This window comes from Pelagihabitans pacificus (assembly GCF_009371985.2).
In the GTDB taxonomy this organism is placed as follows: Bacteria; Bacteroidota; Bacteroidia; order Flavobacteriales; family Flavobacteriaceae; genus Pelagihabitans; species Pelagihabitans pacificus.
Genome location: NZ_VIKU02000001.1, coordinates 77,579 through 102,032 on the forward strand (window position 1 = coordinate 77,579; position 24,454 = coordinate 102,032).

Consider the following 24,454-nt stretch of genomic DNA (forward strand, 5'->3'; position numbering starts at 1 on the left):
GACTTGGCACATTTCCCCAACGACAATCAATGCATGATTTTCAACACCGTCTTAGGGGGAGTTATAAGCAAATATTAACATAAAAACCGGGTAAAAATCCGTAACTTAGAGAAGCATTTGTATGAAACGAAAGCAATTGATTATGAAACATTCTAACTTATTTTCAACCAAATCCTTTGTCATGGCAATACTAGTATTGTCACTGATAGGGGTCAGCTACACGGCCAATGCTGCAGTCTACTTTCAAGATGAACAGCAAGAAGCATCCTTTAATCAGTACAAAGGGGAAGTACTGGACCGGGATACCAAAAAGCCCCTTGTGTTCGCTACGCTCTCTTTAGAGAACACCAATATCAGCACCATTAGTAATACTGAAGGGGAATTCGCATTAAAGGTGCCCAAAGACGTCACCGACGGTAATGTGGTAGTTTCGTTTTTAGGATATAAGACCGTGCGCCTTCCTTTGGCACAACTAACGGACGGCAATAATAAAATTTTTATGGAGGTGTCTATATTGGAGTTATCCGAAGTGAACCTCAGCGTACCCAAAGATGCAAAAAGCCTTGTGAGGGAAACCCTCAGAAAAAAGGGCGAGAATTATTTTGATGACCCTACCTTGATGACTGCTTTTTACCGGGAAACGATAAAAAAAAGAAGAAAAAATGTGTCGCTTTCAGAGGCGGTGGTGAACATCTACAAAAGTCCCTATAATACGGATAGGCGCGACGCCGTGCAGTTATACAAAGCACGAAAAAGTACCGATTACTCCAAATTGGACACAGTGGCCTTAAAACTTCAGGGGGGGCCTTTCAATGCACTTTTTGTCGATATCATGAAGTATCCAGAGTATATTTTTACCGATGAATCTATAGAGAATTACGACTTTGATTTCGTACAGTCGACCCGGGTGAACGACCGATTACTGTACATAATCGAATTCAAGCAAAAGGATTGGATCAGGGAACCGCTGTATCAAGGCAAGCTGTACATCGATGCTGAAAATAAGATTCTTACCAGCGCCATTTATACCCTTAATATTACCGACAAGGACCAAGCTGCCCGACTATTCGTTCGCAAAAAGCCTGCCCAGGCATCGGTATGGCCGACGGAGGTCGCCTATCGAGTCGATTACCGCGAAAAAGATGGCAAATGGTACTACGGCTACAGTAACGTTTTATTGGAGTTCAAAATCAATTGGGATAAGAGACTGTTCAATTCCGTTTACAGCATGACATGCGAAATGGCAGTTACCGACTGGGAGAAAAATATTGAAGGTACCACGCCCAAATTCAGAGATCGCATGAAAACGTCGATTATACTCAACGACGAAGCCATTGGTTTTGCAGACCCCGATTTTTGGGGAGAATACAACATCATTGAACCCGAAAAATCGATTGAGTCTGCCATCAAAAAAATACAACGTCAGCTACGAAGATCTAAAAATCAGGGAGGAACCTCCGCCCCTTAAAAAACCTCTTGATCATAACCTTTAAAAATACCGTCGAAGAATTCTTCGACGGTATTTTATTTGATGGAGCCATAGGTTTTGTGGCGCCAAAGGCGTTTGGAACGATTGAGTTTGAGGCTAATCCTTGTCTGTTCGGAATACTATAAATAAAACGACGTTACCATGCTTCAACAAGGCCAAAACCTGATCAAAGCAGGTTTTTGGTAGGTCCTCCTTAGTCGATAGGGGTTGTTTTCCGGGATTTTCCTGTCGCACCAAGTGCACCTATCGGCATTTGTATCGACCTCTTATTAGCATTATTGAAAACATCGAGGAACTCGTTCTAAAGGCAGATAATTTGGACAATGCCTTCTTTGAAAACCATGGACATGATCTATCAATATATCAATGAAAACTATAGAAGTGTAAAAAGCCGCCTTGAACAGGGGCTTTTCCTTGAATGCATTGTCTTCCCGTGCAAATATTAGTTGGCCACTTCACTGATGAACTTCAAGCGGTACAAACGCAGTTCCTCGTCGTCATAATCGCCGTCAAATTCGGTAATGGCGGTTTCGATATCATCGGTCTCCGCCTCCAAGAAGTATTCATGTATCTCTTCTTGTTGATCTTCATCGAACAGTTCGTCGATCCAGTACCCTAGATTTAGTCTGGTGCCACTGAACACTATCTGTTCCATTTCCTTGATAAGTTCACCGATTTCGATTCCTTTGGACGCGGCAATATCATCGAGCGGCAGCTTGCGGTCGACATTCTGGATGATATACAGTTTTAAGCCGGAGTTGGCCCCTGTGCTCTTCACGACCAAATCGTCGGGTCGTACAATGTCATTCTCCTCGACATAGGAAGCTATAAAATCAACAAACGGCTTACCGTATTTTTTTGCCTTTCCTTCCCCTACCCCATAAATATTCTGTAGTTCTGAAAGTGTCACGGGATATTTTAACGCCATATCCTGCAAAGAAGGGTCTTGAAAGACGACAAAAGGGGGTACGCCCAATTTATCCGCCTGTGACTTTCTAAGGTCTTTAAGCTGTTTTAGTAGCCGCTCATCGCTCACCCCGCCGCTTTTGGCAGCATTGACGATGGCATCGTTTTGGGCACTGTAGACATGGTCTTTGGTCATCATGAAAGATTGGGGTGCCTTTAGGAATTCCCGACCTTTCTCGGTAACGTGCAATACACCATATTGTTCGATTTCCTTGCTTAGAATACCCGCAACCAAGACTTGGCGTATAAGGGCCATCCAATAACTTTTGTCCTTATCGGCTCCTATTCCGAATACTTCTTTTTCATTGGTCTTATGTGAGGACATCATGGCGTTGACCTTCCCGACCAAGGTATTGACCACTTCCTTCGATTTAAATTTTTCCTTGGTCTCCTGTACTACTTGAATCAGCTTTACCACATTATCCTTGGCTTCCTCTTTTTCTTTTGGATTACGAACATTATCGTCCATATCGGCTCCCGCACCATTTATCTCATCGAACGCTTCCCCAAAATAGTGAAGAATGAACTTTCGCCGTGACAGGGAGGTCTCTGCGTAAGCAACCACTTCCTGCAATAATGCGTTCCCTATTTCCTGTTCCGCCACAGGCTTGCCCGACATAAATTTTTCAAGTTTCTCGATGTCCTTGTACGAGTAGAACGCCAAACAGTGGCCTTCACCCCCATCCCTGCCTGCCCGGCCTGTTTCTTGATAATAACTTTCGATGCTTTTTGGGATGTCGTGGTGAATAACAAAGCGAACATCGGGTTTGTCGATTCCCATCCCAAAGGCAATCGTCGCCACTACCACATCGACATCCTGCATCAAGAACATATCTTGATATTTGGATCGGGTCTTGGCATCGAACCCTGCGTGATATGGAACGGCGCTTACACCGTTCACCTGAAGCACCTGTGCGAGTTCCTCGACCCGTTTGCGGCTCAGACAGTAGATAATGCCCGATTTGCCTTCGTTCTGTTTTACAAATCGGATGATGTCCGCGTCAACATTGGCCGTTTTAGGCCGCACCTCGTAATAAAGATTAGGCCGGTTAAACGACTCCTTGAAGACGGTAGCACCCGTAATACCGAGATTTTTGATAATGTCTTCCTGTACCTTGGGCGTGGCCGTTGCCGTGAGCGCAATAATCGGAATATCTTCTCCCAGGCGGTCGACGATAGATCTCAAGTTGCGATACTCGGGCCTGAAATCATGCCCCCATTCCGAAATACAATGCGCCTCATCGACCGCCAAAAAAGAAATCGTAACGGACTGCAAAAAATCAACATACTCTGTTTTGGTCAGTGATTCCGGGGCGACATATAGAAGTTTGGTAATGCCCGAGCTAATGTCCTTCTTTACTTTTTTAACCTCGGACTTGGTAAGGGAGGAATTTAAGACATGGGCAACACCATCTTCGGAAGAGATTCCCCGAATGGCATCTACCTGGTTCTTCATTAAGGCGATCAAGGGCGATACCACGATGGCCGTACCTTCCTGCATCAGAGCCGGCAGTTGGTAGCACAGCGATTTTCCGCCCCCCGTGGGCATAATTACAAACGTATTTTTACGGTCTAAGATGTTATGAACCACATCTTTTTGAAGGCCTTTGAAAGATGAGAACCCAAAATAATGTTTTAGGGGTGTGTGTAGATCGATATCTTTCAAACCTGTAGCATCATTTTTCATTTGAAAACTAAGTCTGTCGTCTTTTTAATCATTTCCTTAAGGTAAGGATTTTTCATCTTTTTAGTGCAGAAATCGCGCCAAATCGATTTATAAGGAATAAAAACTGCGATATGTTGAGATTGTGTAATTTTGTATTTTTAAATATAAGACTTTCTTTTACATAAAAATCATATAATTTTATTAATACTTTGAACGAACCCAAGGCTATACTTGACATAGCGAAGAAAACCATCGGGATGCAAAGCGAGGCGATCGGGCATCTTGCCCAATTGCTCGATACGGATTTTTCAAGCACGGTTGATTGTATTTTCACCTCTGAAGGGAGGGTGGTCGTGACAGGGATCGGAAAAAGTGCTATCATCGCTTCCAAAATTGTCGCCACCTTGAACTCGACCGGTACCCCGGCTATTTTTATGCATGCCGGCGATGCAATTCATGGGGACTTGGGCACTATTCAAGAAAACGACGTGGTTATCTGTATTTCCAAAAGTGGCAGTACCCCTGAAATAAAGATGTTGGTCCCCTTGATCAAAAGGGGAAAGAATAAATTGATCGGTATGACGGGAAATCTCGATTCCTTTCTAGCACATCAGGCCGACTATATCCTAAATACATTTGTCGCCAAGGAAGCCTGCCCGAACAACTTGGCACCCACCACCAGTACCACCGCACAACTGGTCATGGGCGACGCCTTGGCCATTTGCCTATTGGAATTGAAGGGATTCAGCAGTAAGGATTTTGCAAAATACCATCCAGGCGGTACTTTGGGAAAACGACTCTACCTTACCGTGGCCGATATTGTAGCCATAAATCAAAAGCCCCAAGTGCATATCGATACCGATATTAAACAAGTCATAGTAGAGATTTCCGAAAAAATGTTGGGGGTCGCGGCCGTACTTGACAATGATAAAATTGTCGGAGTGGTCACTGATGGTGATATTCGTAGGATGCTGAACAAATATGATTCCATCAATGGGCTCACCGCAAAGGATGTGATGACCTCCAATCCCAAAACGATCGGGACCGAAGTATTGGCCATTAAGGCACTGGAATCGATGCAAGACAAAGGCATTTCACAGTTATTGGCCGTCAAGGGCGACTCCTATGAAGGGGTCGTACATTTGCACAATCTAATCAACGAAGGTATCCTATAATGGCAAAAGCAACTACGACCGACCCGAACGAAATGTCGTTCCTGGACCATTTGGAAGAACTGCGGTGGCACCTGATCCGCTCGGTAGCGGCAATCGTAATCATTGGCAGCGTGGCTTTCCTAATGCGGGGTTTCATCTTTGACACCGTTTTGTTCGGTCCGAAGAAGATGGACTTTCCCACCTATCGGCTCTTTTGCAATATCGCTACTTTCTTTGGTTTCGACTCGGCTTTTTGCGCCGATAAGCTTCCCTTCACGATACAAAGCCGTCTGATGTCCGGACAGTTTTCAGCCCATATATGGACCTCGATTTGGGCCGGATTTATCGTTGGTTTTCCGTATGTGCTGTACGAGCTATGGAAATTCATCAGCCCGGGATTGTATGAAAAAGAACGAAAAAACTCCAGGGGCTTTATTTTTACCGCTTCCCTATTGTTTTTCCTGGGGGCGCTTTTCGGCTACTATGTGGTGGCTCCTTTATCCATCAACTTTTTAGGCACCTACCAAGTAAGTTCGGAAGTTACCAATGAATTCGATCTGGCTTCTTATGTGTCTACGGTAAGGGCGTCGGTCATCGCATGTGGACTCATTTTTGAATTGCCAATCATCGTGTATTTTCTGACCAAGGTAGGGCTGGTCACCCCGGAGATCTTAAAAAAGTACCGTAAGATATCCTTGGTCGTGGTACTCATACTTTCTGCCGTAATTACCCCGCCCGATGTCGCGAGTCAAGTAGTCGTAGCGGTACCTATCTTAATTTTGTACCAAGTCAGTATCTATATCTCACGTCGCGTATTGAAAAAAGAAGCAAAAAAAGCCGCAAAAACCAAAAAGTCAGGAACCGATGTCAAACCCGGTTGAGCGGTTGAGGCCCATTGACAAAAGATGAACAAAAAGCCATTGGCCGAACAACATGAAGGTTAAATAAAAGGTAATTGTTTTTGGTTAAAGCCGTTTAACCTTAGTTTTGAAACCCTTGGAATCGACAGGAGATGATCGGTATGCCTCCAGGGGACAAAAGCGATTATTGATTGAACTTGACACTTGAACTTGAAAATGAAACTAAGGGCCGAAAATATCATGAAAACCTATAGCGGACGACAGGTCGTCCGTGGAATTTCATTAGAGGTAAATCAAGGTGAAATCATAGGGCTGCTTGGGCCAAACGGTGCCGGAAAAACCACCTCATTTTACATGATCGTAGGCTTGGTAAAACCCAATGGGGGCAAGATTTTTTTGGATGGAATGGATATTACCAATTTCCCAATGTACAAAAGGGCCCAGAACGGCATCGGTTATTTGGCACAGGAAGCCTCTGTTTTTCGAAAACTGAGCATCGAAAAGAATATTTTAAGTGTGTTACAGCTCACTAAAATGAGTAAGAAAGAACAGTTGATGAAGATGGAGTCGCTCATTGAGGAATTTGGCCTTGGCCATATACGAAAAAACAGGGGGGACCTACTCTCGGGAGGTGAGCGCCGACGTACCGAAATAGCACGCGCCTTGGCTACCGATCCCAAATTCATTTTGCTGGACGAACCCTTTGCCGGGGTTGACCCAGTGGCGGTCGAGGACATTCAACGTATCGTGGCCCAACTAAAGAACAAGAATATCGGTATTCTCATTACCGATCATAACGTACAGGAAACCTTAGCCATTACGGAACGTTCTTATTTGATGTTCGAAGGGGGTATTCTTAAATCGGGACACCCCGAAGATCTCGCCGCGGATGAGATGGTTCGTAAAGTATATTTGGGACAGAACTTCGAGCTGCGTAAAAAGAAGCTGGATTTCTAAACGGGGTCCCGGTCCAAAAACCAACCTATCGGACGGCGAAGGTCAAGGTCGCCCAGTTCGACTCATAGTCGACCTCGGCCTCCCCACTTTTGAGCATATGGATCGTGGCCACATACCATGGACCCGCTTGGTCCGGGATTATCGTGCAGACACCATCCGCGTCGGTCTTAACCGATTTCTCCCCTTCATGGGCATCTTCCCCGGGAACCGAAGTGCTATAGTGCACCGTTTGATCTGCCAAAGGCTTACCGTCCCTAAGAAGTAAAAAAGAAATCGGCTCCCCCACCTTTTTGTCAAATGGATTTTCCAAGGGAACGAACTCGATGGGATATCCCAATCGGGTTTTGAAATGATCGCTGCGCCTGTCATCGACCTGCAATAAAGCCTTCACATGTTTGGAGTACCGTTCCTTGGCAGACATGCCCGTTTCGCCTTGCTCCTTGCGAAGCGCAATAGTTCTATCCAACCCTTCATGGTCGAGGTAATCATTGAATGCTACCGACGTCATCTCCAATACCCTGGGCAATGTGGAGATACCCGCGACATAAGTTCCGGCTTCACCGGTAACCATAGTGAGGTACGTTTTATCGTCTCGATACGAAAAAGCATCGGTGGTCGGGACCATTTCAAAATTGGGTCCCAATATTTTTGGAAAAACGATGCGGTCCGTGGTAATGGCATTTTCACTTTGATCAAATGTACCGTTCACCAAGAATAACTCGTAGGCGCTATTCGATTTTAAAAAATGGCTTTCCGACCTTAAAAAAAGTTCATGGGAATTGCAAAGGACCAACAGGGCGAATAACAATAAATTTCGAAGGGTTTTTTTCATACTATGCTACACTTGATAAAAGACGATTCAATAAGTACGGTATCAAGACCTGGCTATGTTGCCGACCATGGAGCCTATCACATAAAAAACCACGATGATGGGTACCGCCAAGAACTTCATGGTCAACAACAACACCAAACTAACGATGATAAGGATATAGCGTGTGGCGTTTTCCTTAAAGGCCCAATTCTTAAATTTAAAGGCAAACAGCTCAATCTTGGAATTCAACAAAAAAGCGCTCAAGAACGTGATTCCGATGAGAAACCATTGGTTGAGGATGATTTCGTTCAATACCTCATTCTGCTGATACATCAATATCAGGGGAAAAGACAGAATCATCAGCGCGTTGGCCGGTGTTGGCAAACCGATAAAAGAGGACACTTGATTCTCATCGATATTGAACCTAGCCAAGCGATACGCAGAGGCAAGGGTAATCAGAAAGCCTAGAAATGGTAGCGGCGTAAATTTGCCACCGACCCATAAAACCGATTCCGATATCGAAGCGGAGAAGTTCAAATTCCACCCCCCCGTCATCGACATGCCCAACAATTGAAACATCACAATCCCAGGGACAAGTCCGCTTGTAATCATATCCGCTAAGGAGTCGAGCTGAATCCCCAACTCACTGTGCACATCCAAAATCCGTGCAGCAAGTCCGTCGAACCAATCGAAAACGATGCCCAAAAAAACAAAAAGTGCCGCTAATTCCAGTTGGTTCAATACCGCGAAAACGGTGGCCACACAACCGCAGAAAACATTCAGCAAGGTAATGATATTGGGAATATAGCGCTTCATGGCCGGTAAGTTTTGATAAAAATAACACAATTTTTGATCAAACCGTTTGTTCCTATATTTTATTCGGATATTTGCAAATCGGTAAACCAAAGTGCATCAATGCAATTTAAAACATACCTTTTCTCCCTGTTTGTTGCCTGGGTACTTATCGGTAATTCCCAGCCACCCGAACTGTCTCCCCTATCAAAAGTAAGTGTTCTCACCGTAGGTACGGCGGATGAGCTTCATTCAAAATTCGGGCATAGTGCCATTAGGCTACAAGATCCGACTATCGGTCTGGATATCGTTTACAATTACGGACTTTTCGATTTCGATGATCCCAACTTCTATGTAAAATTCACAAGGGGAAAGCTCGATTACCGATTGGGAAGGCAGCGATTTCAAGACTTCCTACAAAACTATCGACTGGAAAACCGATGGGTAAGGGAACAGATGATCAAGCTTACGGAAGAGCAGCGATCGGAACTTTTCCAATTTTTAGAAAACAATCATCTTCCGGAGAACCGCTATTACAAGTATGATTTTTTGTTCGACAACTGTTCTACAAGAGTGCCTGATGCACTTAAAACCGTATTAGGCGCTTCTTGGACCTTGAAATATGACCATCTCGATACCCTGTATACCTTTCGGGAACTAATACATCAAAACCTAACCATCAACTCCTGGTCCAATTTTGGTATTGATTTGGCCCTGGGTTCGGTAATCGATAGGCAAGCGACACCATGGGAACATATGTTCCTCCCTATTTATGTTTTCAAACAGCTTCCCTTCTCCTCTATCGATGGAAAACCGATGGTGTATTCGGAAAGTGAACTTTTGGCAGAGCTTCCTTCCAAAAGCAACTCAAATTTTCTGCGCTCACCGCTCTTCTGGCTACTATTGCTTTTGCTACTGGTCATTGGGATTACCATTAGGGATGCCTTACATCGAAAGAGAACTGCCTGGCTCGATTTTCTATTGTTTTTTGTTACTGGGGCCGCCGGATCCCTTATCCTATTTCTTTGGTTTGCGACCGACCACCAGGCTACCAAGATGAACTTCAATGTATTTTGGGCGTTTGCACCGAATCTTGCAGTAGCGTTTTTGCTTTTCAAAGATCGATTCCCAAAATGGTTCACGCAGTATCTATGGGTGCTCGTAGGACTTCTTCTGACAACGCTTTTGCTATGGGTGCTTGAGATACAGATTTTTTCACCCCTTATTCTATTTTTGTTGGGAGCCTTGATGATCCGATATTTATTTTTGGTAAAAAAATCCAGGGAATTAACAGAAAATGTGTAGTTAAATTGGCAATATCCCGTCAACATCCCCAATCCGAACCCCTATTCAAATCATGAACCTAGTCACCGTAGAAAACATATCCAAGTCTTTTGGCGAACTGGTGCTCTTTGAAAATCTCTCTTTTGGCATCAACAAGGACCAAAAGATAGCATTGATTGCGAAAAACGGGACAGGCAAAACGTCCATCTTAAATATTTTATCGGGATTGGATGTTCCAGATACCGGAAGGGTGAATTACCGCAAGGGCATTAGAACCTCCTTTCTACAACAAGAACCCGACCTGAACCCCAAGCTCACCGTTGAAGAAACTATTTTTGCATCGGACAATGAAATACTACAGGTAATCGCTAGCTACGAAAAGGCCTTGGACCATCCAGCGGATGAAGATGGTTATCAAAAAGCCTTCGAGGCCATGGATCGTTTTGCGGCTTGGGATTTCGAGACCCAGTATAAACAAATCCTTTTCAAATTAAAACTGGAGGACCTCCATGTAAAAGTAGGCCTTCTTTCCGGAGGACAGAAAAAGCGGTTGGCGCTCGCCAATGCCTTGATAAATCGACCCGACCTGTTAATTCTTGATGAGCCCACCAACCACTTAGATCTTGAGATGATCGAATGGCTCGAACAATACTTTGCCAAGGAGAACATGACGTTATTCATGGTTACTCACGACCGTTATTTTTTGGAACGCGTATGCAATGAAATCCTCGAGTTGGACGATGGAACGCTCTATCCGTACAAGGGAAACTATTCTTACTATCTCGACAAAAAAGAGACACGATTGGAGCAGGAAGCTACCGAGCTGCATAAATCGAAACAACTTTTTAAAAAAGAATTGGATTGGATGCGCCGCCAACCCAAAGCCCGTACCACCAAGTCCAAATCACGAATCGACGATTTCAAGGTCATCAAAGAGAAAGCGAACAAACGAAGAAAAGAGCACGAGGTACAGCTCGAAATCAACATGAAACGAATGGGCAGCAAAATACTGGAGCTGCACAAACTCGTTAAGGCGTATCCCGATAAACCTATTTTGGACAAGTTCGACTATACCTTTACCAAAGGGGAACGGGTAGGCATTATCGGAAAGAATGGTACGGGGAAATCGACCTTTTTGAATATTATTACGGGAACCGACCGACCCGATGCCGGTAAGGTAGTAGTGGGCGATACCATCAAATTCGGGTATTATACGCAAAAAGGCATCCCTGTCAAGCAGGGGCAAAAGGTTATCGAGGTAATCAGGGAATTCGGGGATTACATCCCTTTGATGAAAGGCCGACAAATTTCTGCCCAACAACTGTTGGAACGTTTTTTATTCGACCGTAAAAAACAGTATGATTATGTTGAAAAGCTCAGTGGGGGCGAGCGAAAACGCCTCTATTTATGCACGGTACTTATTCAAAACCCGAATTTCCTTATTCTTGATGAGCCTACCAACGATTTGGATATCGTTACCTTGAACGTCTTGGAAAGCTTTCTTTTGGATTTCCCGGGCTGCCTGATCGTAGTTTCGCACGATCGCTATTTTATGGACAAGATCGTAGATCATCTTTTCGTGTTTCGTGGGAATGGGGTTATCGAGGACTTCCCCGGGAACTATTCCGATTTCCGAGCCTATGAGGATAGTATGGTAGTGGAGCAACGGTTGGAAAAAGAACAAAACGGCACTCCTAAAGAGAATAAAAATAATTGGAAGTCAGGGGATAAGTCCGCCAAACTCTCCTACGCCGAACAAAAAGAGCATAAACAGTTGGAAAAGGATATCCAAAAACTAGAAGCTAGAAAGAAACAGGTCGAGCAAAAATTCATCTCGGATACTCTGACTGGAGACGATATTGCCGAATTATCAAGGGAATTGAAACAAATCGGCGACGACATAGAAACCAAGACCGAACGATGGTTCGAATTATCCGCAATGTTGGAGGGATGACCAAAAACAGCTATTTGGTACGTCGCAACCAGTGGTAAAAAATAAAAACAGCAGTGCCGAACCCTCTTAAATACCTAAAATTCCTAGTCACTTCGTCCAATCATCATGGGGTGCACTCCCCCTTTATTTATAGTTATTTAACAAAATGTCTTTATGCAAAACCAAAACTTGGAAAGAACAAGACCCTTGGGGTGTTGTTAAAGAGTATTGTATATTTTGAGGTGGGGCGTTTGGGGCTTCCCGCGGTCGATGCGGCGCTTATAAATCGAATAGATAAGGAATTTCCCATGATTCGGATGAATGAGCCTCCCTTCGATATGGCCTTTATGGATGCTTCCAACTTAGGAAACCTGCCATTTGATGCTGACATGGTGCACAATGATACCGTGATAGTGGTAGACAACATCCATGGGACTAATAAAAATCGTGCAGCTTGGAAAAAAATAAAGACAAATCCCATTGTAACGGTAACCATTGACCTCTATTATTGTGGTGTGGTCTTCTTAAGAAAAGAACAGGCTAGGCAGCATTTTAAGATTCGGATATAAACCCCTAATTTTAGGTATTATAATCACGAAGCGATGGACAATACATTTTATTTCATATTGGGAGCGCTGTTCGTACTCTACCTAATCGTTACTATCACCACCAGGAACAAATCAAAAAAGCGCAAGTCGAGAAAATTCATGGAAGACTATAAAAGAAAAGATAAGGAGGAATAATCGTTGATCAAAGTTAAGAACACATTTCTTTATTAATGAAGCGATGAACGTTTATAACCTGCGTACGTGTTTAAGCTTCGTCTTATGCTTAAATTTGCATTTTAACTTACTACATGAAAATTTATACCAAAACAGGAGACGAGGGCACGACCGCACTATTTGGAGGAACAAGGGTCCCCAAACACCATATTCGAATCAATAGTTATGGTACCATCGATGAACTCAACTCGTGGTTGGGTCTGGTTCGTGATCAAAATATCGATGCGCACTCTAAAGAAATACTCACCTTGATCCAAGAAAAACTTTTCACTGTAGGGGCAATTTTGGCGACCGAACCTAAAAAGGCACTATTGAAAAGTGGTAAAGAGCGTTTGAATATCCCAAAAATCAATGAAAAGGATATCATACTGCTCGAGCAAGAAATCGACGAGATGGACAAAAGCCTCCCCCCTATGACACATTTTATTCTACCAGGGGGGCATACCACGGTGTCATACTGTCACTTGGCGCGTACCGTTTGTAGAAGGGCCGAACGCATGTCGACCCTTTTACACGAGGTGGAACCCTTCGAAGACATGGTTTTGGTGTACCTCAATAGACTTTCCGACTACCTTTTCGTATTGGCACGAAAATTGTCGCAAGATTTAAAAGCGACCGAAATAAAGTGGATTCCTGACAAAAAGGATTGATAATTCCATATTTTTAGCCGCTACACAATATTAAATCGAAAATTGTGTTGATAAGTTACGTGAAATAGTTATGAAAAAACTTGACTTTTTCCTATTAAAAATTACTTTTGCAAAAATTTAAAATCAAACCATCACCATGTATTGGACATTAGAATTGGCATCCTATTTAAGCGATGCGCCCTGGCCGGCCACTAAAGACGAATTGATAGATTATTCCATTCGAACCGGTGCGCCTTTGGAGGTCGTCGAAAACCTTCAATCTATGGAAGAAGAGGGTGGCGAAATCTATGAGTCTATCGAAGAGATTTGGCCCGACTATCCAACCGAAGAAGATTACCTCTGGAATGAGGATGAATATTAATAATAGTTATGTTAATTGTTGTGAAAAGTCTCCTTTGGAGGCTTTTTTTATGTGCTTGTTCCAGCTTTTCTGTAATTTTGGCAGTTCATATAGGTATTTTCGACGATTCCGGAAATTGGAATGCCTTTTGACAATAGAAAGGCTATGTACTTCGGCGCATCACAAACGATGAGAGTTCGGCTTCGACCGGCATACCATACAAACAGCATTACATTATGAGTTTTTTAAATACGATATTAAAGACCTTTGTCGGGGATAAATCAAAAAAGGATGTGAAGCAACTGCAACCTTTGGTCGATAAAATAAAGTCCTTCGAAACTGCCCTTGAGGCATTAGATCATGATGCACTTCGGGCCAAAACGATTGAGTTCAAAGCCAAAATCGCCGAAAACCGTAAGGAGTTGGATGATCAGATCGCGGCCTTGGAGCAAGAAGTAAAAGATTCTACCGACATCGATAAAAACGAAGACCTCTATGGTGAAATCGACAAGCTCAAAGACCAAGGTTATAAAGTAACAGAGGATACTTTGAATGAAATACTTCCCGAGGCCTTTGCCGTGGTCAAAGAGACCGCGAAGCGATTTGCCGCCAATGAAACCATACAGGTGACCGCCTCGGAATTTGATCGACAACTTTCTGGCAGCAAAGACTACGTAACCCTTGATGGTGATCAAGCGGTTTGGAAAAATTCGTGGGACGCCGCCGGTAAGGAAGTTACTTGGGATATGGTACATTACGATGTACAGTTGATCGGAGGGATTGCATTGCACCAAGGAAAGATCGCCGAGATGCAGACCGGGGAAGGTAAGACCTTGGTTGCCACCCTACCCCTTTATCTCAATGCCCTTGCGGGAAAAGGTGCCCATTTAGTAACCGTAAACGACTATCTGGCCAAAAGGGATAGCGCCTGGATGGGGCCTATTTTTGAATTTCACGGGCTCTCGGTAGATTGTATCGACCACCACCGGCCCAACTCCGAAGGGAGGCGTGCCGCCTATAACTCCGATATCACCTACGGTACCAACAACGAATTTGGTTTCGATTACTTGCGGGACAACATGGCACATACACCCAAAGATTTGGTACAGCGCCCACACCACTACGCAATCGTTGATGAGGTCGATTCGGTCTTGGTCGATGATGCCCGTACACCCTTGATTATTTCGGGTCCGGTGCCTGAAGGAGACCGCCACGAGTTTAACGAATTAAAGCCCAAGATCGCCGATATCGTGCAAAAGCAACGTCAGCATCTAACCGGGGTACTGGCAGAAGCCAAAAAGCTGATTGCCGAAGGGGATACCAAGGAAGGCGGATTCCTACTACTCCGTGTGCATCGCGGACTTCCCAAAAACAAAGCACTCATCAAGTTTTTGAGTGAGGAAGGTGTAAAACAATTGCTTCAAAAGACCGAGAATTTCTATATGCAGGATAACAACAGGGAGATGCCTAAGGTAGATGAAGACCTGTTGTTCGTCATCGATGAAAAAAACAACCAAATCGAACTGACCGATAAAGGAGTCGAATATATCTCGGGGGCCCAAGGAAAAGACTTTTTCATAATGCCCGATATCGGGGCCGAAATCGCCCAGATTGAAAGCCAGAACCTTGACATTGAAAAAGAAGCGGAACTCAAAGAAGAGCTTTTTAAGGACTTTACCGTAAAGAGCGAGCGTATTCATACCATGAGCCAGTTGCTCAAGGCCTATACCCTTTTTGAAAAGGATGTGGAGTACGTGGTGATAGACAACAAGGTGATGATCGTCGACGAGCAGACCGGCCGTATTATGGATGGTCGTAGGTATTCCGACGGATTACATCAAGCCATCGAGGCCAAGGAGAATGTAAAGATCGAAGCCCTGACCCAAACCTTTGCGACCGTTACCTTGCAGAATTATTTTAGAATGTACAGGAAGTTGGCGGGTATGACCGGTACGGCCATTACGGAAGCAGGCGAATTCTGGGAAATCTATAAGTTGGATGTGATGGAAATTCCTACCAACCGACCCATTGCCCGGGATGACCGTAACGATTTGATCTACAAGACCAAACGTGAGAAATACAATGCCATCATCGATGAGGTCACCAAGTTATCGCAAGAAGGCAGACCTGTACTGATCGGTACCACTTCCGTCGAGATTTCGGAACTCCTATCGCGTATGCTGTCCATACGAAAAGTGGAACACAATGTATTGAACGCAAAGCTACATAAGAAAGAAGCCGATGTGGTCGCCGAAGCCGGGAAACCAGGGGTCGTAACCATTGCAACAAACATGGCCGGACGTGGTACCGATATCAAACTAACGGAAGAGGTAAAGGCTGCTGGCGGACTCGCCATTGTAGGCACCGAGCGCCATGATTCAAGACGTGTCGATAGACAGCTTCGGGGACGTTCGGGCCGTCAGGGAGATCCTGGTAGTTCGCAATTCTACGTATCATTGGAAGATAATCTGATGCGTTTGTTCGGTTCGGACCGTGTTGCCAAGATGATGGACAAAATGGGCTTGGAAGAAGGCGAGGTTATTCAGCATTCTATGATGACAAAATCCATCGAACGTGCCCAGAAAAAAGTGGAGGAAAATAACTTTGGCGTGCGTAAACGTCTGTTGGAATATGATGATGTGATGAACGCCCAACGTGAGGTGGTCTACAAAAGAAGGCGCCACGCCCTACAAGGGGAACGCCTTAAGGTCGATATCGCCAATATGATCTACGATACCTGCGAAGTCATCGCCGACACGAACAAAGCGGCCAATGATTTTAAGAACTTTGAGTTCGAACTGATCAAGTACTTCTCGATCACATCCCCCATTTCAGAAGCCGATTTCGACAAAATGGGCGTGCAAGAGATTGCAAACACGGTTTACAAAACCGCCTACGAACATTATCAGGATAAGATTGAAAGGAATGCACAGACCGCTTTCCCGGTTATCAAGCAGGTGTATGAGGACAATGCGAACAATTTCGAACGTATCGTAGTGCCGTTTACCGATGGAATTAAAACATTGAACGTCGTTACCAATCTGAAAGAAGCGTATGAATCGGACGGAAAGCAATTAGTTACCGATTTCGAGAAGAACATCACCTTGGCGATCATCGATGATGCCTGGAAGACGCATTTGAGAAAAATGGACGAATTGAAGCAATCGGTTCAATTGGCGGTACACGAACAAAAAGATCCCCTTTTGATTTACAAGTTTGAGGCCTTTGAACTCTTCAAGAGCATGATCGACAAGGTGAACAAGGAGGTCGTATCGTTCTTGTTCAAAGGGGAATTACCGACCGCGAATCCTAATGAAATCTCAGCAGCTAGAGAGGTAAGGCGTCCCAAGGAAAATCTGAAGACTACGAAAGAAGAAATTCCAAACAGTGATGAGTTGGCTGCTAGAAATCGTGCTGCTGGCCAGACACAGCGTCAACGTCCACAGGTGACGGAAACCATCGTCAGGGAACAACCCAAAATAGGACGTAACGAGCGGGTCACTATCAAGAACGTCATGTCTGGCGAAAGCAAGACACTCAAATACAAGCAAGCCGAACCCCTTATTGAAAAGGGGGAATGGGTTTTGACAGAGCATTAAAGACTTCCATTCGACAAAAAAAGGCGACCTGTAGGGTCGCCTTTTTTGATGTTTCACTCGGACGATGCCCATTAAATCGATTGTTCAGGTTGTGTTCCAGAACCAATAACATTAGGATTTTATAGTTCTTGACCTTCTGCAAGACAAAGGTTTTCCGACCCTGACATATCCAAAAAATCAATATCTTTAAAACAAAAGCTATTGTGATATGACCGCTTCCAGACGAAAATTTCTCTCTTCCATTAGCATGTTGGCAGCCAGTTCGGCGCTTCCTATCCATGCCTTTGATTTTGGCCATTCCCAGAAACTTAAAGTGGCCTTGATAGGCACCGGTATTCGCGGCATCACTTTTTGGGGCAAGCGTTTGGTCGATGAATATTCGGATATTTTAGAGTTTGTAGGACTCTGTGACCACAATCCCAGTCGGCTACAATTCGGAAAAGAATATATAGGTGCCTCCTGTCCTACCTTTGTGGATTTTGTCACAATGGTCTCCACTACCAAACCAGATTTGGTCATCGTTACGACCAAGGATTCCACCCACCACGAATTCATCATCAAAGGTTTGGAAATGGGATGTGACGTGTTGACCGAAAAACCCTTGACTACCGACGAAATCAAGTGTCAGGCCATTCTGGACGCCGAAAAAAAGTCCGAAAAGAACCTTATAGTCGGGTTTAACTACCGGTGGAGCCCTTATGCAACAAAAATCAAACAACTTTTGAAGAACGAGACCATCGGAAAGCTGGTTTCGATCGATTTCCATTGGTATCTAAACACCTACCACGGGGCCTCTTACTTTAGGAGGTGGCACGGGCAAATGGAAAGTAGTGGTTCGTTATGGGTTCACAAAGCCACCCATCATTTTGATCTATTGAATTGGTGGATCGATTCCGAACCCCAAGAGGTTTTTGCCTATGGGGATTTGGAGTTCTATGGAAAAAATGGGCCTTTTCGTGGAAAAAACTGTCGTTCCTGTGAGCATACGACTAACTGCGATTTCCACTGGGATATTCTAAAGGATGGGATGGCCAAGAAGTTATACGTTGACCATGAGCATGCCGATGGATATATACGGGACAACTGTCTTTTCCGCGAAGAAATCGATATTTATGATAAGATGTCCGCCCAGGTAAAGTATGCAAATAACACGATCGTCAATTATTCGCTCACCACCTACTCCCCTTTCGAAGGATGGCGTGTGGCCTTTAATGGTACCGAAGGGCGAATCGAGGCATGGCTCGATATCCCTTACAACAAGAACATCCAACTAGGTCAGGAAGAGCTACATGCCAAGGAAATGGAACAATCAAGTCAAGAAGTCTTCGATATCGAGCCAATTATTGTTCACAAACTATGGAACGACTATGAGACTATTAATGTGGCAACGGAAAAAAGCGGTCACGGTGGGGGTGACCAACGATTGCAAGACCACATCCTAAAAACTCCCGACAAAAAAGACGAATTTGACCGAACTGCCGGTTTAAGGGATGGAGCCATGTCGTGCCTTATCGGTATTGCTGCCAGAAAAAGTATTGAAAAAAAGCAACCTATTAAAATTTCGGATCTAAGTAGTCTTCGGCCAAAGTCAAAACGTTCTTAACCTCCCAAAAGATCAGGCTAGTACCATTTTCACATGGTTTTTCTATAGAAAAAAAGCAACGTGGTTAAAATGAAACATGAGAAATATGCCAGTAAGAAATTGGATTTTCTGCCAAAACATATTTAGATTTACAATATAAAGTATTGAGTAGCTTGGATATCGACCAGATCAACAAACCAACATCCACTCCCCCGTCAATGGATAAGAAGAAGAAATTGGAACAAAGGCTCAGGGACAAGGCACGCTTGGTCTTAAAGGTAAATTATTTCACCTCCATCTTTACCCTTTTTTTTGCGGCCCTTTGCTTTTTCGTGTTGGACATCAAGCAGGTAATCCCATACGTTTTTCTAGGCTTCGGGATTTTGAACCTAGTCAATACCTTACTCTACAAATATCATAAGAATCTCACGCTCACCTACAACATCGTTTCTATCATGACGTTGGCAGGTGCGATAATCATCACACTTTACAGTGGAGGCATTAATAGCCCGTTCATCTTTGTATTGGCATTAATTGTGGTTGCAGGGTATGTGACAACCAAAGCTTATGGTTCGCTCTACCTCAATCTGAATCTATTGATCATCGTGTTGATCTACTCCCAAAGTATTGCCGATTTTAGCTTTGTGACCAATGTAGTTCCGGAACAATCCAGAAATCTCTTTGCTCTTTTGAGCATATTGTTTTCTGTTTATCTGTTGGGCGGGGTTTTTGGCAAGAACCTATTGAATTCGCATCACAACTTGTATAAGACCAAAGACGAGTTGGAAGCTAAGATTACCGAAAAGGAGACCTTGCTCAAGGAAGTACACCATAGGGTGAAAAACAATCTACAGACCGTATCGAGTTTGTTGAGCCTGCAATCCCGCAACAACGATGATAAAAAAGTGAAGGAATTGCTGAAAAGTAGCCAGAACAGGGTAATTTCGATGGCCATGGTACATGAAATGTTGTATATGAGGGAAGACATTGGTAAAATAGAATACAAGTCGTACGTGCAGGAATTGGCCGAATACCTTATTAGATCTATCAAGGGCACTAGTAGTAATATCACCTTGGATATCGATATCCCCGATTTGAAATTGAATATCGACACGGCTATTCCTCTCGGACTGCTTATCAACGAGGCGGTGACCAATGCCCTAAAATACGGCATTGTAGATGATAGCAAGGGCGAAATATTTATTAAGTTACGTAAAGATGACAAAGGGGAGTATATATTGAATATCGGGGACGATGGGATTGGTTTTGCCGAAGAGGTGACCCATAAAACCACCAAATCCCTCGGCTTAAAACTCATTCATAATCTGGCGAGACAACTTCGAGGCTCGATTATACGAGATCTTTCCAAAAAAGGAACCCATTATATAGTGAAGTTCAGGGAAATCAGCGATCAAATTCCAAGTATGGCCTAGTCAATTCTGGAATTAGGTCCTTGTTCGCCTTTAAAGACCTTTGCATCAAGCATTTTCATGTTTCAGTTTTGATTTTAACACAAAACATGAGTAGCTTTATATGCGCATCGAGATATCCATTGGTGTAAAAGCAGCTATTTACATCCATTGTATTCGTTTTTGAACCTATCACATTTGCCCTAATCTTATACCACTTCGCCCCTAGTGTTTGGCTTTCAACAGCCGTAATACGACGTATGAAAAAAACCCCGAAAGACCACTCCAGAATTGCGGACAAGACTCGTTTGTTGCTGAAATTCAATTATGTTTCCGCGTTTCTCAGCTTGTTATTCGGGTTGGCATGTCATTATTATATGCAGGTCAGCCCTCCCATACCTTATGTTTTCTTAGGCTACTCCGTGCTGAACCTATGCAATAACATTGCCTTTTACAAGCACCGAAATCTCGTTGCAATGGCAATTGTCACTTCAGTCTTATCGCTCATAAGCACCTTGATCATTACGATGTACAGTGGAGGTATCCAAAGTCCGTTTATTTTTGTGCTAGCGGTTATCGTCTTGGCAGGTTACATCTCAACAAGTGTTTTCGGTAAAATTTACCTTTACGCTATTTTAGTGATTATTGGTCTGATTTATTTATTGACCGCTGGTAATTTTAGTTGGATCGTCGATGGAGTGCCGGCTACCTCAAAAGATTTATTTAGTCTTCTGAGTCTTACATTTTCAATTTACCTAATGGAAGGTGTTTTCGGAAGGGATTTATTAAAGGCGCACGATAAACTATTCCGGACCAAACAAGAGGTCGAGGCAAAAATCAAAGAAAAGGAAAACCTGCTCAAAGAGGTGCATCATCGGGTGAAGAATAATTTACAGACCATTTCGAGCTTACTAAGCCTTCAATCCCGAAATATTCAGGACGCGGATATCAAAAAAATGCTTAAAAGCAGTCAGAACAGGGTGATTGCCATGGCCATGATTCACGAAATGCTCTATTTGAGAGAAGATAGCACCCAAATCGATTACGGCTCCTATGTACGTGAACTGGTTGAACATCTGGTGCGTTCGGTAAAGGGTACCAGCGCCAATATCGACCTCGACATCGACATTCCGGAAATGACTTTCAATATCGATACCGCCATTCCCCTCGGTCTCTTGGTGAACGAGGCGGTCACAAATACCCTCAAATATGGTATTTTAGAAGATAGCAAAGGGCAAATTTTTATTCGGATGCGAAAAGGGAAACAGGACGATTTTGAACTGTATATTGGGGACAACGGGGTAGGATTTTCAGAGGAAACGACCCATAGGAACTCGAAATCACTGGGCCTGAAGCTAATTCATAAACTAGTGCGCCAATTAAGGGGTTCCCTGAAACGGGACGCTTCCAAGAAAGGAACGCACTACATCATCCACTTTAAGGAAATCAGCGATCAACTGCCCTCCATGGCAGGATAGTTATGAGGTCAACAGGCAGAGGCGATTTTGGTGTCGTCCTTGATATTACAATCCTTCAATTTCCCATCGTGATCAGTGTTTTTTTCAACTATTATTCTAACCGATTTATCCCTATATTTAAACACCTAATACAAAAACCATCCCATGCTAAAAAGACTCCTTCTGTTGTTACTATTCTGCAGCACCCTCCTTAATGCACAAGACTACTTTTATAAGAAATACCAACCTTTTAACGCCAGCATTCCCTCTCCAGAAACTTTTTTAGGCTATGGCATCGGTGACCACCACACCCGGCACGATTTAATTGTTGCCTATCTGGAAAAATTGGCGGAAGTCTCCGATAGGGCTTCCATCCAGTATTACGGAAAAACCCATGAGGGACGAAAACTGGTCATACTTACGGTGACCTCGCCCGAAAATCTTTCCAATTTGGTAGCTATCAAGGAGCAGCATCTCGCCTTCACCGACCCTATACAGAACGTATCGAACTACGGGGAGGTTCCTATTTTCATCAATCTGGCCTACAACGTGCACGGCAATGAGCCTTCCAGTTCCGAAGCGGCCCTGTTAACCGCCTATACACTTGTCGCTTCCGAAAATCCGGAAATCGCCAACTATCTCCAAAATGCCGTCATCTTTATCGATCCGACCATCAATCCAGACGGGCGAGATCGTCATACCCAATGGGCCAATACTTATCAAGGAACACCGAATGTGGCCGACCCACAGGACGCCGAACACAACGAATACTGGCCAGGCGGACGTACCAACCACTACTGGTTCGATCTAAATCGGGATTGGTTGTTGGGCATCAACCCTGAGAGTCGTGGGAAACTCACATGGTACCACCAGTGGTACCCCAATGTGGTAACCGATTTTCACGAAATGGGGTCGCAAAGCACTTATTTCTTTGAGCCCATGAAGGCCAATGGCTCGTTGAACCCGATCATGCCCAAAGAAAACTATGGCTACCTCAACGATTTATTCGGAGCGGAATTTGCGAAAGCGCTCGATAGTATCGGTTCTTTTTATTTTACCAAAGAGGTGTTCGACGGCACCTATCCGGGCTATGGGTCTTCTTATCCCGATCTGCAGGGTGGCCTCGGTCTCTTGTTCGAACAGGCCAGTTCCAGGGGGCACGAGCAGACCACTGCTTTCGGAAAAATCACCTTTCCCTTTACCATCCGCAATCAGTTTACTTCCAGTATAACGACGGTCAAGACCGCGGTCAAAAACAAGGCGTACATGCACCAATACCAACAAGACTTTTTCAAGAGCGCATTGACCAGAGCGTCCAAAAGCCGGGTGAAAGGCTACACCTTCGGCGATACCCATGACCCCAACCGCACCAAAGCCTTTATCGATAAGTTATTGCTACATCAAATCGAGGTCTACAAATCCGGGGAGGGCTACGTGGTTCCAACACGACAACCGCAATATCGAATGGTACAGACCATGTTTGAGACCTATGATTCGTACCGGGACAGTGTGTATTACGACGCCTCGGCCTGGTCGGTCGCCAATTTTTACAATATGAAGTATCAACCAGTAACTTCGGTAAACAGCGGCAAGCAGATTACCAGTACGGACGGACTGGTATCCGTGGTCCCCGTTCAGCAATCGGACTATGCCTATGTCATCGACTGGGACGACTACAACGCTCCGGCCGTTCTCCATTACCTTCAGGAAAACGACTTGGTCGTATCGTCGGCTTTTAAGCCTTTTACGGTAAAAGTAGGGAACGATAGCAAGAATTTCGGCTACGGTACCTTGGTCCTCCCCGTGTCCCTTCAAAAAAAGGATGCCTCCGCTGTTTTCGATCTGTTGGGGAAGGCCCAGGAAAAATATCAGGTAGCCATGTACGGGGTCGATTCGGGGTACAGCCTCAAAGGGGTCGATTTGGGAAGCCGTTTCATTCGGCCGCTTAAAAAGCCAAAGGCCTTTATGTTGATCGGTAATGGTACCAGAGCCTACGAAGCTGGGGAAGTTTGGCATCTGTTGGATAAGCGTGTGGGGATGCCCATCACCAAAATCCCCATGCGTAACTTCGACCGGGCCGATTTCGATACCTACAATGTTATGGTCATGGTCGGGGGCCGCTATCAACTTACTGACAAACAGCAGCAAAAGATAAAGGATTGGGTAAGCAAAGGCCATACCCTGATTACCATTGGGACTGCCTCTAAATGGGCCATTGAAAAAAAATTGGTCAAGGAAAAACTGACCGATGCAAAAAACGATTCGATTACAAAAGATTCGACGAAGACCGTGACCCGGAAGCCCTACGTGGATGCCGAGGAAAATCTCGGAAAGGAAAGTGTCGGTGGTATTATCCTTCGGGCTAATTTGGATACGACCCACCCGTTGGCCTTTGGCTATTACGATACTTCTATTCCCATCTATAAAAATAATACCGTATGGTTACGACCTAGTCAAAATGAATATGCTACTGTGGCCAAGTATGATAATAACCCCATGATCGACGGGTTTATTACCAAGAAGAACCTGGAGGAGAACCTGAAACCCTCCGCTTCGCTTGTCGTGAGCCCACTAGGTAGTGGGCGGGTCGTGCTCTTTGCCGACAATCCCAACTTTAGGGGCAGTTGGTACGGTACCAACCGTTTGTTTCTGAACGCGCTGTTCCTAGGGGATAAAATCCGGGTGCCGGAAGCAAACTAGCGGGTGATTTTAGTGGGTAGTGG

General features: G+C 44.4%; 18 protein-coding genes. 15 read left to right on the plus strand and 3 right to left on the minus strand.

The annotated features are described in order from the left end of the window. Window positions 1–181 precede the first annotated feature (181 nt). The gene (locus FK220_RS00415; protein WP_317168290.1) at window positions 182–1,468 is read left to right on the plus strand and encodes a carboxypeptidase-like regulatory domain-containing protein; all 1,287 of its coding nucleotides are present in this window, start codon (window positions 182–184) and stop codon (window positions 1,466–1,468) included. A gap of 463 nt (window positions 1,469–1,931) precedes the next feature. Here the strand turns inward: FK220_RS00415 and recQ are convergent, their stop codons facing one another. After that, window positions 1,932–4,142: a DNA helicase RecQ gene (gene recQ, locus FK220_RS00420; RefSeq protein WP_152572317.1), complete on the minus strand. Its 2,211-nt coding sequence runs from the start codon at window positions 4,140–4,142 to the stop codon at window positions 1,932–1,934. A gap of 188 nt (window positions 4,143–4,330) precedes the next feature. Between recQ and FK220_RS00425 the strand changes: the two genes are divergently transcribed. The 3 genes from FK220_RS00425 (at window position 4,331) to lptB (ending at window position 7,092) form a co-directional block, all read left to right on the plus strand. Continuing rightward, a complete protein-coding gene (locus FK220_RS00425; RefSeq protein WP_152572318.1) occupies window positions 4,331–5,296 on the plus strand; it encodes a KpsF/GutQ family sugar-phosphate isomerase in 966 nt (321 codons plus the stop codon). Then, window positions 5,296–6,156 carry a twin-arginine translocase subunit TatC gene (tatC, locus tag FK220_RS00430; RefSeq protein ID WP_152572319.1) on the plus strand — a complete coding sequence of 287 codons (861 nt, stop codon included), beginning with the start codon at window positions 5,296–5,298 and terminating at the stop codon, window positions 6,154–6,156. The genes FK220_RS00425 and tatC overlap by 1 nt, the downstream gene beginning before the upstream one ends. Window positions 6,157–6,351: 195 nt before the next feature. Next, on the plus strand, window positions 6,352–7,092 hold the full coding sequence (lptB, locus tag FK220_RS00435; protein WP_152572320.1) for an LPS export ABC transporter ATP-binding protein: 741 nt from the start codon (window positions 6,352–6,354) through the stop codon (window positions 7,090–7,092). 25 nt (window positions 7,093–7,117) lie between these two features. Here lptB and FK220_RS00440 read toward each other — a convergent pair whose 3' ends face one another. Both FK220_RS00440 and FK220_RS00445 read right to left on the minus strand, forming a co-directional pair. After that, entirely contained in the window at window positions 7,118–7,924 is an 807-nt protein-coding gene (locus tag FK220_RS00440) for a DUF4198 domain-containing protein (RefSeq protein ID WP_152572321.1), read from the minus strand. Window positions 7,925–7,966: 42 nt separating this feature from the next. Beyond that, window positions 7,967–8,719, minus strand: coding sequence for a CDP-alcohol phosphatidyltransferase family protein (locus FK220_RS00445; protein ID WP_152572322.1), 753 nt, complete (start codon window positions 8,717–8,719; stop codon window positions 7,967–7,969). 99 nt (window positions 8,720–8,818) lie between these two features. Here FK220_RS00445 and FK220_RS00450 point away from each other — a divergent pair, with 99 nt between their 5' ends. From FK220_RS00450 to FK220_RS00500, 11 genes are all read left to right on the plus strand, one after another. After that, window positions 8,819–10,000, plus strand: coding sequence for a lipoprotein N-acyltransferase Lnb domain-containing protein (locus FK220_RS00450; RefSeq protein ID WP_152572323.1), 1,182 nt, complete (start codon window positions 8,819–8,821; stop codon window positions 9,998–10,000). A 52-nt stretch (window positions 10,001–10,052) separates the two neighbouring features. After that, window positions 10,053–11,933: an ABC-F family ATP-binding cassette domain-containing protein gene (locus FK220_RS00455; protein WP_152572324.1), complete on the plus strand. Its 1,881-nt coding sequence runs from the start codon at window positions 10,053–10,055 to the stop codon at window positions 11,931–11,933. Between the two features lie 194 nt (window positions 11,934–12,127). Further along, window positions 12,128–12,481 carry an O-methyltransferase gene (locus FK220_RS00460; protein ID WP_152572325.1) on the plus strand — a complete coding sequence of 118 codons (354 nt, stop codon included), beginning with the start codon at window positions 12,128–12,130 and terminating at the stop codon, window positions 12,479–12,481. 33 nt (window positions 12,482–12,514) lie between these two features. Then, complete coding sequence (locus FK220_RS00465; protein WP_166204717.1) at window positions 12,515–12,655, plus strand: hypothetical protein; 141 nt, start codon at window positions 12,515–12,517, stop codon at window positions 12,653–12,655. 113 nt (window positions 12,656–12,768) lie between these two features. Then, complete coding sequence (locus FK220_RS00470) at window positions 12,769–13,344, plus strand: cob(I)yrinic acid a,c-diamide adenosyltransferase (protein ID WP_152572326.1); 576 nt, start codon at window positions 12,769–12,771, stop codon at window positions 13,342–13,344. Window positions 13,345–13,480: 136 nt separating this feature from the next. After that, window positions 13,481–13,705, plus strand: coding sequence for a DUF2795 domain-containing protein (locus FK220_RS00475; protein WP_013994285.1), 225 nt, complete (start codon window positions 13,481–13,483; stop codon window positions 13,703–13,705). A 215-nt stretch (window positions 13,706–13,920) separates the two neighbouring features. Then, window positions 13,921–17,283: a preprotein translocase subunit SecA gene (secA, locus tag FK220_RS00480; protein WP_152572327.1), complete on the plus strand. Its 3,363-nt coding sequence runs from the start codon at window positions 13,921–13,923 to the stop codon at window positions 17,281–17,283. A 208-nt stretch (window positions 17,284–17,491) separates the two neighbouring features. Next, window positions 17,492–18,886 (plus strand): Gfo/Idh/MocA family oxidoreductase, encoded by a 1,395-nt coding sequence (locus tag FK220_RS00485; protein ID WP_152572328.1) that lies wholly within the window; start codon window positions 17,492–17,494, stop codon window positions 18,884–18,886. Between the two features lie 197 nt (window positions 18,887–19,083). Continuing rightward, window positions 19,084–20,298, plus strand: coding sequence for a sensor histidine kinase (locus FK220_RS00490; RefSeq protein WP_152572329.1), 1,215 nt, complete (start codon window positions 19,084–19,086; stop codon window positions 20,296–20,298). Between the two features lie 236 nt (window positions 20,299–20,534). Continuing rightward, window positions 20,535–21,752: a sensor histidine kinase gene (locus FK220_RS00495; protein WP_152572330.1), complete on the plus strand. Its 1,218-nt coding sequence runs from the start codon at window positions 20,535–20,537 to the stop codon at window positions 21,750–21,752. Between the two features lie 144 nt (window positions 21,753–21,896). Beyond that, a complete protein-coding gene (locus FK220_RS00500; protein ID WP_152572331.1) occupies window positions 21,897–24,431 on the plus strand; it encodes a M14 metallopeptidase family protein in 2,535 nt (844 codons plus the stop codon). The last annotated feature ends 23 nt before the right edge of the window (window positions 24,432–24,454 follow it).